General features: G+C 58.1%; 12 protein-coding genes and 1 riboswitch. Of the genes, 5 read left to right on the top strand and 7 right to left on the bottom strand.

The annotated features are described in order from the left end of the window. Positions 1-224 precede the first annotated feature (224 nt). Positions 225-1,883, top strand: coding sequence for an AMP-binding protein (locus CFB04_RS01810; protein ID WP_088533680.1), 1,659 nt, complete (start codon positions 225-227; stop codon positions 1,881-1,883). 67 nt (positions 1,884-1,950) lie between these two features. Here CFB04_RS01810 and CFB04_RS01805 read toward each other — a convergent pair whose 3' ends face one another. Both CFB04_RS01805 and CFB04_RS01800 read right to left on the bottom strand, forming a co-directional pair. Continuing rightward, entirely contained in the window at positions 1,951-2,631 is a 681-nt protein-coding gene (locus CFB04_RS01805) for a PilZ domain-containing protein (protein ID WP_088533679.1), read from the bottom strand. A 132-nt stretch (positions 2,632-2,763) separates the two neighbouring features. After that, positions 2,764-4,122, bottom strand: coding sequence for a beta-galactosidase (locus tag CFB04_RS01800; RefSeq protein WP_088533678.1), 1,359 nt, complete (start codon positions 4,120-4,122; stop codon positions 2,764-2,766). 145 nt (positions 4,123-4,267) lie between these two features. On the opposite strand from CFB04_RS01800, the gene CFB04_RS01795 reads away from it, so the two are divergent. From CFB04_RS01795 to msrA, 3 genes are all read left to right on the top strand, one after another. Next, the gene (locus CFB04_RS01795; RefSeq protein WP_088533677.1) at positions 4,268-6,049 is read left to right on the top strand and encodes an ABC transporter ATP-binding protein; all 1,782 of its coding nucleotides are present in this window, start codon (positions 4,268-4,270) and stop codon (positions 6,047-6,049) included. 281 nt (positions 6,050-6,330) lie between these two features. After that, positions 6,331-6,415: riboswitch (cyclic di-GMP riboswitch) on the top strand. Positions 6,416-6,533: 118 nt separating this feature from the next. Next, positions 6,534-6,722, top strand: a complete 189-nt coding sequence (locus CFB04_RS01790; protein ID WP_088533676.1) for a GSU3473 family protein — start codon at positions 6,534-6,536, stop codon at positions 6,720-6,722. 142 nt (positions 6,723-6,864) lie between these two features. After that, positions 6,865-7,416: a peptide-methionine (S)-S-oxide reductase MsrA gene (gene msrA, locus CFB04_RS01785; protein ID WP_088533675.1), complete on the top strand. Its 552-nt coding sequence runs from the start codon at positions 6,865-6,867 to the stop codon at positions 7,414-7,416. Between the two features lie 4 nt (positions 7,417-7,420). On the opposite strand, the gene CFB04_RS01780 is transcribed toward msrA, so the two are convergent. After that, a complete protein-coding gene (locus tag CFB04_RS01780) occupies positions 7,421-7,747 on the bottom strand; it encodes a hypothetical protein (protein ID WP_157698688.1) in 327 nt (108 codons plus the stop codon). A 643-nt stretch (positions 7,748-8,390) separates the two neighbouring features. Here CFB04_RS01780 and CFB04_RS01775 point away from each other — a divergent pair. Then, the gene (locus CFB04_RS01775) at positions 8,391-9,932 is read left to right on the top strand and encodes a cytochrome B6 (RefSeq protein WP_088533673.1); all 1,542 of its coding nucleotides are present in this window, start codon (positions 8,391-8,393) and stop codon (positions 9,930-9,932) included. A 219-nt stretch (positions 9,933-10,151) separates the two neighbouring features. On the opposite strand, the gene CFB04_RS01770 is transcribed toward CFB04_RS01775, so the two are convergent. From CFB04_RS01770 to CFB04_RS01755, 4 genes are all read right to left on the bottom strand, one after another. Next, positions 10,152-10,715, bottom strand: coding sequence for a manganese efflux pump MntP family protein (locus CFB04_RS01770; protein WP_088533672.1), 564 nt, complete (start codon positions 10,713-10,715; stop codon positions 10,152-10,154). 41 nt (positions 10,716-10,756) lie between these two features. Next, on the bottom strand, positions 10,757-11,326 hold the full coding sequence (locus CFB04_RS01765; protein WP_088533671.1) for a methylated-DNA--[protein]-cysteine S-methyltransferase: 570 nt from the start codon (positions 11,324-11,326) through the stop codon (positions 10,757-10,759). A gap of 7 nt (positions 11,327-11,333) precedes the next feature. Beyond that, positions 11,334-12,902 carry a murein biosynthesis integral membrane protein MurJ gene (murJ, locus tag CFB04_RS01760; RefSeq protein ID WP_088533670.1) on the bottom strand — a complete coding sequence of 523 codons (1,569 nt, stop codon included), beginning with the start codon at positions 12,900-12,902 and terminating at the stop codon, positions 11,334-11,336. Between the two features lie 180 nt (positions 12,903-13,082). Beyond that, positions 13,083-13,883, bottom strand: coding sequence for an AMIN domain-containing protein (locus tag CFB04_RS01755; protein WP_088533669.1), 801 nt, complete (start codon positions 13,881-13,883; stop codon positions 13,083-13,085). Positions 13,884-14,022 lie beyond the last annotated feature (139 nt).

The raw sequence follows: 14,022 nt of genomic DNA, 5'->3' as shown, positions 1-14,022 counted from the left end.
CGGCCATACTATACAGCATTGGACACTGCGGTCAACCCTCTTTTCCCCCTCTGCGGCGCAGTTTGACGCACCTCTCCCCGCCATCGTGCCATCCCCCCTGAATCGGGAATCGCTATTCACAGATTGCGTATTGACAGGTGACGCCCCTTCGTGTATGTACCTGCTACTTAATGAATTTTGCCCTTTCTCGCCACCGCAAGCACGGCGCACACTGGAGGAACATGATGGCGGAACTTCTTCCCTTTACCGCAGGCGGTCTACTTGACCATATAGCCGATCGGTATCCTGATAACGATGCACTGGTATATCCCGATAAAGGGCTGCGCTACAGCTACCGGCAGTTCAACGACGTGTGCAGGCAGGTGGCAAAGGGGCTTCTGCGGCTCGGCATCAAAAAGGGGGACCATGTTTCCATCTGGGCATACAACGTCCCGGAGTGGGTGGTGCTTCAGTTCGCCACCGCTAAAATCGGCGCAGTCCTGGTCACCGTAAACACCAACTACAAATCCCGTGAACTGGAGTACATTCTCAACCAGTCCGACTCCACTACCCTCTTCCTCGTCAAGTCGTTCAAGGATACCGATTACGTAGATACAGTCTACGAGGTTGTCCCTGAACTGAGAACCTCCGAACCCGGGAAGCTTTCAAGCAACACACTCCCTTTCCTGAAGAATGTCGTCTTTCTGGGAGAGCAAACCCCATCCGGAATGTTCAGCTTTTCGAGCCTTGTGGAATCAGGCAAGGAGGTGACCGATGCAGAGCTTGCCGCCGTGGAGGCCGGCCTCGACTGCCACGAAGTGATAAACATGCAGTACACCTCGGGTACGACCGGCTTCCCCAAGGGAGTGATGCTCACCCACTATAACGTCGTGAACAACGGCTTCTACATCGGCGAGTGCATGAAGTTTACCGACAAGGACCGCCTCTGCATCCCGGTCCCCTTCTTCCACTGTTTCGGTTGCGTTCTCGGCGTGATGGCCTGCGTTACCCACGGAGCAGCCATGGTGCCGGTCGAAGTTTTCGACCCGCTCAAAGTGCTTCAGACGGTGGAGAAGGAGCGGTGCACGGCTCTCCATGGCGTGCCGACAATGTTCATCGCTGAGCTGGAGCATCCGGCCTTCGAGCTCTTCGACCTTTCTAGCCTGCGGACCGGAATAATGGCCGGAAGCCCCTGTCCAATAGAGGTGATGAAGCGGGTCATACGGGATATGAACGCCACCGAGATCACCATCGCCTACGGACAGACCGAGTCCTCACCCGTCATCACCCAGACGCGCACCGACGACCCGATCGAGTTACGGGTCGCCTCTGTCGGCCGCTCGCTCCCCAATGTGGAGGTGAAGATCGTCGATATCGAGACGGGCGCCACCGTCGCCCCCGGAACACAGGGAGAGCTTTGCACGCGCGGTTATCTGGTCATGAAGGGCTACTACAAGATGGTGGAGGAGACAGCCAAGGCAATAGACGCCGAAGGCTGGCTCCATACCGGGGACCTGGCGGTCATGGACGAGAACGGCTACTGCAAGATCACCGGCCGGATCAAGAATATCATTATCCGCGGCGGCGAAAACATCTATCCCCGGGAAATCGAGGAGTTCCTCTACACCCATCCGAAGATCTCGGACGTGCAGGTCTACGGCGTCCCCGACCGGAAATATGGCGAGCAGGTTATGGCAGCCATCATTCTGAAGAAGGGGGAAGAGATGACCGAGGAGGAGGTGAAGGCTTTCTGCAGGGGGAAGATAGCCAACTACAAGATTCCGCGCTACGTTAAATTCGTCAGCAGCTATCCGATGACCGCTTCGGGAAAAATTCAGAAGTTCAAACTGCAGGAGATGGCCATCGAGGAATTGCAGCTCGAATTGGCGTGTGCAACCGCCTGACGCATCTCCGCGCGAACCCCTTCAAACATTTAGCCAGCAGCAGCGCTTCGGCTGCTGCTGGCTTTTCCTATTTTTTCAGTAGCCGGGCCAACTCCGCTGCCTGAGCCTCCGACAACCCCTCAAACCGGATGCCTATCCCGGGGACCGCACGGCGCTCCCCCCACGCAAGCCGCCAGCAGACCACCCCTCTCACCTCGGTACCTTCGAATAATTCCCTGAACCTGATCGAGACGTCGTCCCCCTTTTCGTACGAATGAATGGTCTGTATGAACGCTCCCCCACGGGAAACGTTGAGGGAAAAGGTTTTCTCCTCAGCACTCAGGCTTCTTCCGCTCAGATACAGGTTGAGCACCAGATCCTTTCTGATGGAGCTGCGGAGGGCTCGCGGCGGGAAACTGCGGCACCGCTCCTCTATGAATGTTTCCAGGGCAGATTCCGCCTCGTCCGCAGTCCCATGATCGAAAGCGAGAAGACTGATGCGATCCCGTTTGGAATCCCACTTCAAACGAGTTGAGGGGTAGAAGTTGATGCATTCGTATGCCACCGTCTTCTCCTCCTCCTTTTTGGTCCGGACCAGGGTAAGGATATCCATCAGAAGTCCGCTGTAGGCGTTTCCTCCGGCCAGAGCAGGGACCTCACCGAAGGAGGCGGCAATATCATAGGGAACGCCGAGACGGTCCAGCGCGGCACGGTATGCTTCACGCGCTTCACCCTCGCGGGCGATAAGCAGCATGCGAAGATCTGACATTGATTCTCCTGCAGGGATGTAGGTCTGTCGAAGGGAGGCTACAGTTGTTATCGGAGAGCGAGGGCCCAACTTGAACGTTGATTGAAAAGGTTTCGATAGAAGGAGGCTGCAGCACCCGGCGATCCGCAGGCGCTACCTGAAATGGAAGATCCTAACGGTTCCGGGACTGAGGCTGACCCGGTCCAGCTCACGGCCGTCAAATGACTCAACCGGAGCCGAAGTGCCGTCAAGGAAGATTTCGGTCACGGCGGTTGCGGCTCGGGGGCGAATCCGGAGCACTGGATTTCCCTTCCGGTCCCATACGAAGAGCACCTGCTCCCCGTCCGGACGCACAAAGAGGTGATGATAGAGCTCCCCCCTCTTCCCTCCGACGACCTCCAGTGCGAGCTCCCGGTCGGCCACAGTGAGATATCCGGTATTCATCAGGGGAATGAGCCGCTTGAGGAGATGAAAGGCGAGCTTCTTGGTGCGGTCGGCGCGCGTGATTCCGAGATGGTAGTTCTCGCTCTCGCCGATGACCTTCTCCGACTTCTTCCTGTCCCTCATCTGGTAAATCCCGAGATGCTCCACCCGCGGGTCCGCCAGGAAGGTGGCTATGGCACGCGCCCACCAGTTCGCCTGGTCCTTTTCGGTCTTACCCGGTGCGGTGGCGAAGCCGGCCTCATTGATCCAGATCGGCTGCCCGTCGCACTTTTTATCCACCGTTGCCAGAAAGTGTTTGCCGAAAAAACCGGGATCCCCCTGATCCAGGTAATTCTCCACAGTCACTTCTTTAGGAGTCCAGGTTTCGGGATAGGCGTGGAAGGGCAGGATGTCGAAGGTTCGCGCGTTGCCGTGAACGGCGCACGCCTGCTCCACCCAATCCACGTCGGGGTACACCATGCCCCCGAAAATCACCTCCGTTGCAGGGATCACCGTCTTGACCGCAACGGAACCTGCGCGGAGAACCTGGTTATAATCAGCAGCGCGTCCGTCCCACCACTGCGCGACATTTTCCTCGTTATAAATCTCGAACGACTCGATGTTACGGTACCGCTTGGTTTCGGTAACTATCCGGGTGACGAATCCCCGCCAGTCATCCAGCCGTTTCGGGGGATCGTTCCAGGCTTCACCGTCTTTCCCCCCCCTTGCCGCCCATGCAGGTGTGTAGCCGAGGTAGGGGCGGAGTGTTAGCCCGTGACGTTCCGCCAGTTGCAGGAATCGGTGAAGCCACGCGAAATCGTATTTTTTTGGACGCGGTTCGTAATCGATCCAGCTGAAGCTCCCACGCCAGGTGCTTATCCCAAGCTCCTTCATCAACTGGAAGTCCCGCTCCACCTCCCGGATATCCTCACCCTTCGGGTAGTCCTGAAGCAGGCTGAAGGACACCGGCTTAGTAAAGGCGGCAGCTGCACGGACGGCACTCCCTTTCGCCGATGCGGGAACCGTGGCGATCAAACCAATCTGCGCCGCGCAGAGCCATATCACGAGGAAAAACAGGTTTCGTCTCATTCCCCCTTCCTACCTCCTGATCCCACTATAACAGCCTCCGCCCCATCTGCAACGGCACCCCTGTGACTCCCGTCACTGTATTTTCGATACCGATTCACTAGGGTGGGTGAGCAGTAAGCTTTCAAGTGACTGAGAGAGGTTTCCGATGCTTAGAAAACTCATCACATATGCCGGTTTCAACGATGAAAAAAGGAAGCAGGCCCGCCGGGCGCTCTCCTTCATCAGGCCGCACAGGAAAACGATTCCGTTCATCCTTCTGTTCATGCTCATGGTGGCCGCCCTGGGGGCTCTGGAGCCACTCATCTACAAGGTGGTCTTCGACCGCCTGGGAAGTGGGTCGAACATCGCCAGCCTGCTCATGGCAGTCGGTGCAATAATGGCCGCCGCGGTGGCGAGGGAGACCCTTAACGGATTTTCCAACAGGCTCTGCTGGAAGATCCGGCTGGCTGTCAATTATCACCTTCTGGATGCCACCACGGCGCGCCTCCACTCCCTTCCCCTCTCCTACCATCGTGGGGAAACCGTCGGGAGCCTCATGACCAGGCTCAATCACGGGATAAACGGATTCGTGGCAGCCGTCGCCGATATCGCCTTCAATATTCTCCCAGGTCTCATCTACCTTTCCATCTCTGTAGTGATCATGATCCGCCTCGACTGGCGGCTGTCGCTGGTGGTGGTACTCTTTGCGCCGCTTCCCGCCCTCATAGGCATTTATGCCTCACGGGAGCAGACAGCACGGGAATCCGCTCTGCTCAACCGCTGGGGGATCATTTTCTCTCGGTTCAACGAGGTGCTTTCGGGGATAGTTACCGTGAAGAGTTTCGCAATGGAGGAGGCGGAGCGGAAGCGGTTCATGGGAGACGTGGCGGAGGCGCACGGGATCGTGCGGAGAGGGGTGGTCACAGACACCAAGATAGGGGCCATCCAGAACCTGGTGATCATGCTGGCCAAGACGGCTTCCATCGGGTTCGCCGTCTTGCTCATCCAGCGGGGCGAGACGACGGTAGGAACCCTGATGGCATTTCTCGGGTATCAGGGAGGGATCTTCGGCCCGGTGAACAACCTCACCGGGATCTACCAGACCCTTCGCAAGGCGAGCATCTCCTTCGACATTGTCTTCTCGATCCTCGATGCGGAGGATCGGCTGAAGGATGCTCCCCATGCCCTCCCGGTCAGATCGGTCCAAGGGGAAGTGAGCTTCCGCAATGTCAGCTTCTCCTACACGAGGGACCGCCGCATTCTGGACAACATCGACCTCCATGTTCGCCCCGGGGAGACGGTGGCCATAGTGGGGCCCAGCGGCTCCGGAAAAACAACAATGGTTTCGCTCCTGCAGCGCTTCTACGACCCCACCGACGGCTCCATAAAGCTCGACGGACAGGACCTTCGCTCCCTCCAGCAGCGATCCCTGCGGCAGCAGATCGGTGTCGTTCTACAGGACGCCCTTGTCTTCAACGACACCATCCGCAACAACATAGCCTACGGGAGACCCGATGCGAGCGATGCGGAAATAGAGGCTGCCGCCCGCGCCGCCAACGCCCATGCGTTCATCTCCCAGCTCCCCGAAAAGTATGACTTTGTGGTAGGAGAGCGTGGGTGCCGCATTTCGGTGGGAGAACGGCAGCGGATCAGCATTGCGCGCGCGCTGCTCAAGAGCCCGTCGCTTCTGATTCTCGACGAAGCGACCTCCGCCCTGGATGCCGAATCCGAGGCTCTCGTCCAGGAAGCTCTCGACCGGCTCGTCAAGGGACGGACCAGCTTCATCATCGCTCACCGCCTCGATACCGTCGTAGGTGCGGATCGCATTCTCGTCCTGAAGAACGGTCGGATCATCGAGTCCGACAATCACGAGCGCCTCATGCGGCGCAACGGGTACTATGCGTCGCTGGTCAGAAGCCAGTCGCGGGGCCTACTCCTGGCGAGCTAGGAGGGGCGACGCCATATTCGCGCCCTTCCGCGCCGGTTCCTCCTCAGGCTCCTCGACGTAGCGCTGCTACGCCTGCGGGCCATCGGTCGTCACCGACCACGGAATCATCGCGAATCTGACGCCGCTTAACTATCCTGGCTAAGCGAAACTTCCGGGTGCGAATAAAATTATGCCGACAATGAAGTAATCAGTGCCCTTTAAACAGAGGAACCGAGTGCTGCAGAATTTTCCGCGCAAGCCCTTTACATCCCCCGTAGCTGCGATAAACTGAAGTCAGCCTGTTTCCGAAAGGGTTGCCGAAAAGAAATTTCCGGTACACAAAGCTAACGGGTCTGTTATTAGGTAACAGACAGCCGGGCTGCCGAAGAAACAGGCGAAACTGCATAGAAAGCCGCACCGGCACCCGCGACCGGGGCGGCTTTTCTTTTTGCTCCCCGAGTCGTGCCTCGGGTATACTATTGACAGGGACGGAAAGGGAGAAACGATGCAAATCAAGGTTATATATTCCGACGGCGCTACCGGATGGGTCGAGTCGGGTGCCCTGGACGACCTGATCGACCGGCGCGAAATCATAGCATTCGAACGCTCCAACGGCCTCGCATGGATCGCACGCGACCCGATCCGCAGAAAACGTAGGTCGGGCAAGGAATCGGACAGGTTCAGCTCCACCTGAAACAACTACACGCAGTCCCATTCTTCCTGCTGCTGCGTCACCCGCAGCAGCTTTTTGTCTCCCTGCCTGCAATACCCTCACTTTCGTGGTAAAATTCATGAAAACACTATAATCGGCCCTTCACTGTCATCAGGAGGTGACCATGTCCGAACGCCGTGAGACTGCAACACTGGCCGGTGGATGTTTCTGGTGCACGGAAGCGGTATTTGCGCGTCTGAGGGGGGTCATGGAGGTTATGCCGGGCTATGCCGGTGGAACGGCGCTCAATCCAACTTATGAGGATGTATGCAGCGGATCGACCGGGCATGCGGAGGCTGTGCAGATCGTATTCGACCCGGAGGAGATTTCATTCGAAGAACTTCTGGATGTTTTCTGGCAGACCCATGACCCCACGTCCCGCAATCGCCAGGGAGCAGATGAGGGGACCCAGTACCGATCAGCGATCTTCTTCCATGATCCGGAACAGCAGGAGGTAGCCGAGCGGTCGCTGCGGCGGGTCGCGGAACGAAAGCTGTGGCCGGGACATATCGTGACAGAGGTCGTGCCGCTCACTACCTTCTATCCCGCCGAAAGCTATCACAGGGATTATTACCGCCTGAATCGCGACCAGCCTTATTGCAGAATCGTCATCGACCCGAAGGTAACCAAGCTGTTCCGGCAGTTCCCCGATAAGTTGAAGGACCCCGAGCAGTAAGTTGTTACTGGTCGCACAGCTCCCTCGGGCATGTTTTTTCACCGGTGCCGGCCCAGAACCGGTCGCACTCGTCTTTTCTAAGCCACTGAAAGGCATCCGGAACAGTAGCGCTGTCACAGGAAGGACCCTTCATGTGGCAGCAGACCATTTCGTCATTAACCGGAAGGCCGCAGTCACACTCCTCGCACAAGAAGCCGCAACTCCTGCACCCGCGTATCTCCTTCCCCTGGCAGACCTCTTCGCACTTGTCACGTGTGATGAACCCGCACTCAAGGCCCTGCACCGGTTCGCCCCCCATAAATGAGGCCGTAACCACTGCCGAAATCATCACTGCATTCCTCCATCCCGCCTTCATCGCATGCGCCCTTTCTGCCGTGTACGGCGTTTTCTCACGGTGTCCGGTTTTCAGCCCGCGCGAAAGCCGCTTCAGCATCCGCTGCTCGCGCGCACATGCTTCATTTTAATGCCGAAACCCCTCATGTCAAACGCACTCGGAAAGTGCAAAAGAAAAGGGCGGTCTTCTCTCGAAGCCGCCCCGCAACTTACAGAGCCATCTGGTTTCGTCACGCTGCTACATAGCTGGATGTGCATCCTGCAAAATGCCGGTGCGACTTGTCTTCACACGGGGTGCAGTCGTGATCCATGTTGTGGCGCAATGTTTCCATCGCAGCACAACCGTTCTCGGTCAATGAGCACATGTGCTCCCAGTGCTGCATGCTGTGGCTGCATTTCTCCAACATCAGCCCTCAACTCCCTTGTATTGGATTTGCTACCTATCTGTATTATACCCCTTTTCCGAACTCCGGACACGCTTCATGCCGATGCAAACAAAAGAGGCAAGAGTACATCGCCCCCCCATTCGCTTTGCAATCGATCTCTGCTTTCTCAAGGTGTCGGCCATACCTGTATTGACTTTACGGTAACCCCTGCCACTATATTAAATATCCATAATAAATGAGAAAGGAGCCCCTTCGATGCGAAAGAAGCCGACGATGGCAGTTACGGTAATCAGCCTGATCTGCGCTGTTCTACTCTCTTCGGAGTCGAGAACCGAGACGAAAGCTCCGGCAAAGTCACGGACACTTCCGGATGCGGTGCAGGAGGCACAGACGCCGAGGAAGGTTGAGATTACGCGACCGGAGCAGAAGAAAACGGAACAGGATGCTCCGGAAAAATTTGCTCCCGACAAGGCTGCACCGGCATCCTCTGCATTCGCCGGTCAACCCGACGAGGGGAAGGTCAAAGGGTTCGATTTCGCCCGTGACCCTCTGAACGCAAAGAAGCCGATGATGACGTTCGAAGAGATCTACAAGGCGGATGTGGCCGAGAAAAAGAAAGTGATGGAAGCGCAGCGCGAGCTTCTGGAAAAACGTTACGACCTGAAGCCCCGCCTGGCGACGGACGCGAAGATGTCGCGGGGGAAACCGCTGGCGGTAGGGCCGACGGCACGTCTCTCAAAGGGGGAAACTTGGGAGTCGCTGGCGGGTCTGACCCCGGAGGAAATCCGTAAGCGGAACATCTTCCCGTATCCCCCTCTTCCACACCCGAAGCAGTCCACCGGCGGCCAGGTATTCCCCCAGATGCAGATCGACATGTTCCCGAGGCTTCAGCGCTTCGACGTCGATTTCGACCTCCCGGAGGAGTTTCTCCCCGAGTTCCCCCCGGCGATATTCCTGCAGAACCGTCCGGAGCTCGGCGACGTCTCCCGAGGTGAAGTCGTATCGATAAACAACTTCCACCGCCTGTTCAAGGATCTCATCACTCCGGTTCAGCTCGACGGCCTGCGATTGCTCCTCACACCGCTTCCACAGGAGGAGTTCAACGCCACCGATGACCGGAAGACGGAGCAGCCTAGCCTCGGGGTCGCATGTTTCGATTGCCACGTGAACGGTCACACCACGGGTCAGTTTCACCTCAGCCCGGACATCCGCCCCCAGGAGCGACGGTTCCGGCTGGATACGACAAGCCTGAGGGGCATGTTCAACCAGCAGCTCCACGCCTCGAAGCGAAGCCTCCGTTCCGTCGAGGATTTCACCGAATTTGAGCAGCGGACGGCATACTTCAACGGAGATCCGATCCACGCGATGAAAAAAGGGATAGTGGAGATCCCACGGCTACTCGTCCCGCACATGGCCCAGATGCAGAACATGCTCGACTTCCCCCCCGCACCGAAGCTGAGCCCCATGGGTCGGCTCGACCCCGCAAAAGCTACCGAAGCGGAACTGGCCGGCGAGAAGATCTTCTTCGGCAAGGGGAAATGTGGAGAGTGCCATCTTCCACCCACGTACCTCGACCATCAGATGCATGACCTTCAGATGGAGCGTTTCACCACGGAACCGGGGGACGGGCCGATCAAAACCTTCACCCTGCGAGGGATCAAGGACAGTCCTCCCTACATGCACGATGGCCGCTGTCTTACCCTGGAAGACACTGTCGAGCTATTCAACCTGGTGCTGGGCCTGAGGCTGACGAAAGAGGAAAAGGGAAGTCTCGTCTCTTTCATGCGAGCGCTGTGATCCTCCACGTCGGTTTCGGCACCGAAAGGTTTTCAAAGGGAAGGTGGATGATTTAAAAGAAAGGGATGTCAGCGGCGGCTGTTTACTGTGAACGAAAGCAAAAGGGGGGCAGGCACCCGGGGCCTGCCCCCTTGCTTGGCAATGCGACCCGGACGGGCATGGAGCGGTTGCACCCGCCACCTGAACCGCTCAACCAGCATGGAAGATAGTGAAGAACATTCAACTGAACAGGGTGTGCTCCAGGAGTATCTTCACCCCTATCCCTATGAGCACCAGGCCGCCGAGAATTTCCACAGGCTTCCCCCAGCTCCCCCCCAACCGGCGGCCCAGCAGCATGCCTGTGACGGTAAGCACCGCAGCAACAACGCCTATGATCGTAGCGGGAAGCCAGATGCTTATGCCGAGCATTGCAAGAGACAGCCCCACCGCCAGAGCATCGATGCTGGTAGCCACCGACAGCATGACCATGGTGAAGCCTTTTGTCGGGTCGGAGGCGGCTTTCTCCTCCTTTTTGTCGAAAGCTTCCAGAATCATCCTCCCCCCCACGAAGGAGAGAAGCCCGCAGGCGATCCAGTGATCATAGGCCGAGATCCATTTCTGGACCGTCATGCCGATGAGCCAACCTGCCACCGGCATCAACGCCTGGAACAGGCCGAAATGAAATCCCAGACGGAACAGGTGGCGCCTGGTAAGAGGATTGAGAACAGCTCCGGCCGCCAGGGCGACGGCAAAGGCGTCCATTGCCAGAGCCACTGCAATACCCAAAATAGTCATCCAATCCATTACATGTCCTTATCTGTAACTTGGTGCCGCCGAATGTGCCTTCACGCTTCCGTCCGCCCGACCCTTCCCCGCTCCGTCACCCTCACCCCCTCCAGCCGCAGCAGCCACTGCTTCGAAGAAATCCCACCGGGGGCGGAATACCCGGTCATGCACCCTGAGGCGCCGACGACCCGGTGACAGGGAATGATGATGGGGAGGAGGTTTCGCGCCATTGCCTGCCCTATCCCCCTTGCCCCCCGCGGCGACCCGGCTTGTGCAGCGACTTCGGTGTACGTTCGCACGGTTCCCCAGGGGATGGCGGCGACCACCCTGTAGACCGCCTGCTGAAAAGGGGTATATCGCCCCAGATCCAGGGGGAAGTTGAAGGTGACATCTTCTCCGGCAAAATACCGGACAAGCCGCGCAGCCGCCTCTTCGGCAAGCGGACTTGCACCGTTGGCGGCGGGATACGCTTCCCTGACATCATTCGAAATCTCATCCCTCGTCCTGCCGGCGAATGGAAGGAAGATCTCGACGAGACCTTCACCCCCCGCCACCACGGCGCCGCATCCCAGCGCGGTGTCGTAGAACGAACAGTATCTGCCGGCTTCCCGGTCTCTGGCATGTTTCATGGTATCCTCATTTTTTCAGAATCTTGCGACGGACCAGACGCACCACCTCATGCGCCTCCTCGCACCGCAAAAGGTGCGCGCAGAGCATGAACAGAGCCATTCCGGCCACTATCGCCCCGCCGAGCACGCCGGTCTTCAAAACCTTCTCTCCCGGAACCGACCAGTCGATGGCGCCCATGATGAAGTAGACGAGCCCCGCCATCGGAAGCGAAGCGAGCAGTGCCTTCAAGCCGGAAAGGGCAAGGCTCTTCCCTCCGAAGGGACCGATCTTGCGGCGAAGCAGCCAAACGAGCAGCAGCAGGTTGACCAGCGATGACAGAGTGGTTGCCAGAGCCAGGCCACCATGTAGAAGTGGTTTCATGAGAAGCAGGCTGAATATCACGTTAAGCAGGAATGCCGCAAAAGCAGTGGCGACAGGGGTCTTTGTATCCTTCTGGGCGTAAAAGGCGGGCACGAGCACCCGCACCATGGCGACCACAGTGAGCCCCATGGAGTAGTAGAAAAGTGCTTCCCCAGAACGCACCGCCTTCTCGTAATCGAAGGCTCCCCCCATGAAGATGAGGCTGAAAATGGGTGTCGAGCAGACCATGAGCCCCAGGGCTGCAGGCACCGTAATGAAAAGGGTGAGCCGCATTCCGAAGGCAAGGGATTCCTTCATCTCCTCGTACCGGCCGGCGGCCGCCTGGCTGCTGAGGGAAGGGAGGACCGCCTGGGCTATGGAGACCGTGAAGATCCCCTGGGGGAACTCGAACAGGCGTTGTGCATAATAGAGGTAGGAGACGCTTCCCTGGGGAAGGAATGACGCGAGGATTGCCCCCACCATGATATTGAGATAGTAGACCCCCGCGCCGAAGATCGATGGCCCCATCAGCAGCGAAATCCGCTTTACCGCCGGGTGTCCGAAGCTGAAGTTCGGCCGGATTGGAAACCCGAGACGGTAGAGCGTGGGAAGCTGCAGGAGGAGCTGCAGGAGCCCTCCCACGAGGACCCCTACGGCGAGAGCGGTAATCGGCACCGCGAACCTGTCGTGGAGGAAGAGCGCGCAAACAATCATCGCAATATTGAGAAAGACGGTCGATATGGCAGGGGTGAAGAAGTGGCGTAGCGTATTCAGAATCCCCATGCAGAGGGCGACCAGGCTGATGAAGAAGATGTAGGGAAACATGAGGCGGTTGAGAAATACCGTCAGTTCCATCTTGCTCGGCTGCGAGGCGAATCCTGGAAACATCAGATGGACGATCTGCGGAGAAAAGAGGATGCCGAAAAGGGTGATGCCGGCCATTACTATGGTGAGCAGGGTAAAGCAGATATTAGCCAGCTCCCGGGCGCTCTCCTCACCTTCTCTGGTCCGGTACTCGGCGAAAGTCGGGACGAAGGCCGAAGTGAGTGCACCTTCGGCAAAAAAGCGCCGAAGCATGTTCGGTATCTGGAAAGCGGCGAAGAACGCGTCGGTGGCAAAGCCCGCCCCGAATATGCGCGAAACGACGATGTCCCGCACCATTCCCATGATACGGGAGAGTATGGTGGCAAAGCCGAGGACCCCCGCCGCGCGGGCTATGTTCTTTTTTTCGGACATTGGGTTTCTATCAGAGAGCTTGTTGAAAAATCAGGTTGTTCAAAAATAGACAGATCGCCGCACCCGCAGAAAGCCGTACGGAGACGTAGTACCCTCTGGGGCATAAACAGCGCTACGCCGCACATGGCGGATTTCGAGGAGGGGGGCTAGATGGCTGTTTTTCAACAACCTTCCAGAAGATCAGGGGAACGTGATGCGCAACCCGGACTCGATCTTTTCGACACTGTACTGGGGCCCGCTTCCGTCGACCAGATCGAACACCAGGCGCAGGCGCCCTGGAATCTCCCCGAGCCGGCAGCGGCGCACCTTCGAGTGGGGGATGTCGATCTTTTTTGCAGCGACGCCGTTCCGGGCTCCCGCGAAATCCAGGATGAGCCGGTTCGGACCGTCCAGGGTGAATGCCTTGTAGGCTTCGATTCCGGTGCCGACGATTTCCACGCTTCTACCGTTGATCCTCACGCCCCGCACATGGGGCACAACCGGCGGCTTAGCTGCGACACGCTCCCGCACCGCAGCAGCGGGAGCGGCATTCGGTTCGGTGCCTGGTTCCCCCTGTCTCCGAGCCGGCTTGGCTGCCCCCCCCGCTCCCAGGGGAGCAAAGGAAACAGTCAGCCTTCTGCCCCCGTCGGACGTTTCGGTGACCAGATCGACCTCTTTTCGCAGTTCGGCCACGACCCGTGTCGCCATCATCGACTTCAGGTCCTTTTTGGTCACCACCACCCTGGAGAGGGGGCCTTCCCTGACGTCGGTAACCGGCTCCACCTGACCCGGTTCCGCGCCGATGATGTGAATGATCCCCCGGGGAGGTGCCGACATGGTGTAGTGCGTGTATCTGATGGGGAAATCGGAAACCACTTCGATCCGCACATCGTCCGCTTTTCCCGTTACCCTGACTTCCTTCACCTCTGCCGCAGAAGCGGCAGAGAAAGAGCAGGCTGCACCGAGCAGTACGAGGATGTTCCTTACCGCAAGCTTCACCATGCCGTCTCACCCCATTCCCAAAGGTTACCGTTTATAGCAGATAGCACGCTATGATGCAAAGGGGATACTGCAAGACGAGGGGCTGCAGCATTCACATCTCTTCCCTTGCCTGCCGAATAACGTATAATCATGACGTGGG

It is taken from the genome of Geobacter sp. DSM 9736 (genome assembly GCF_900187405.1).
Lineage (GTDB): Bacteria > Desulfobacterota > Desulfuromonadia > Geobacterales > Geobacteraceae > DSM-9736.
Note: the sequence above shows the minus strand (reverse complement) of the source record. Positions and strands in the feature narration are given on the sequence as shown.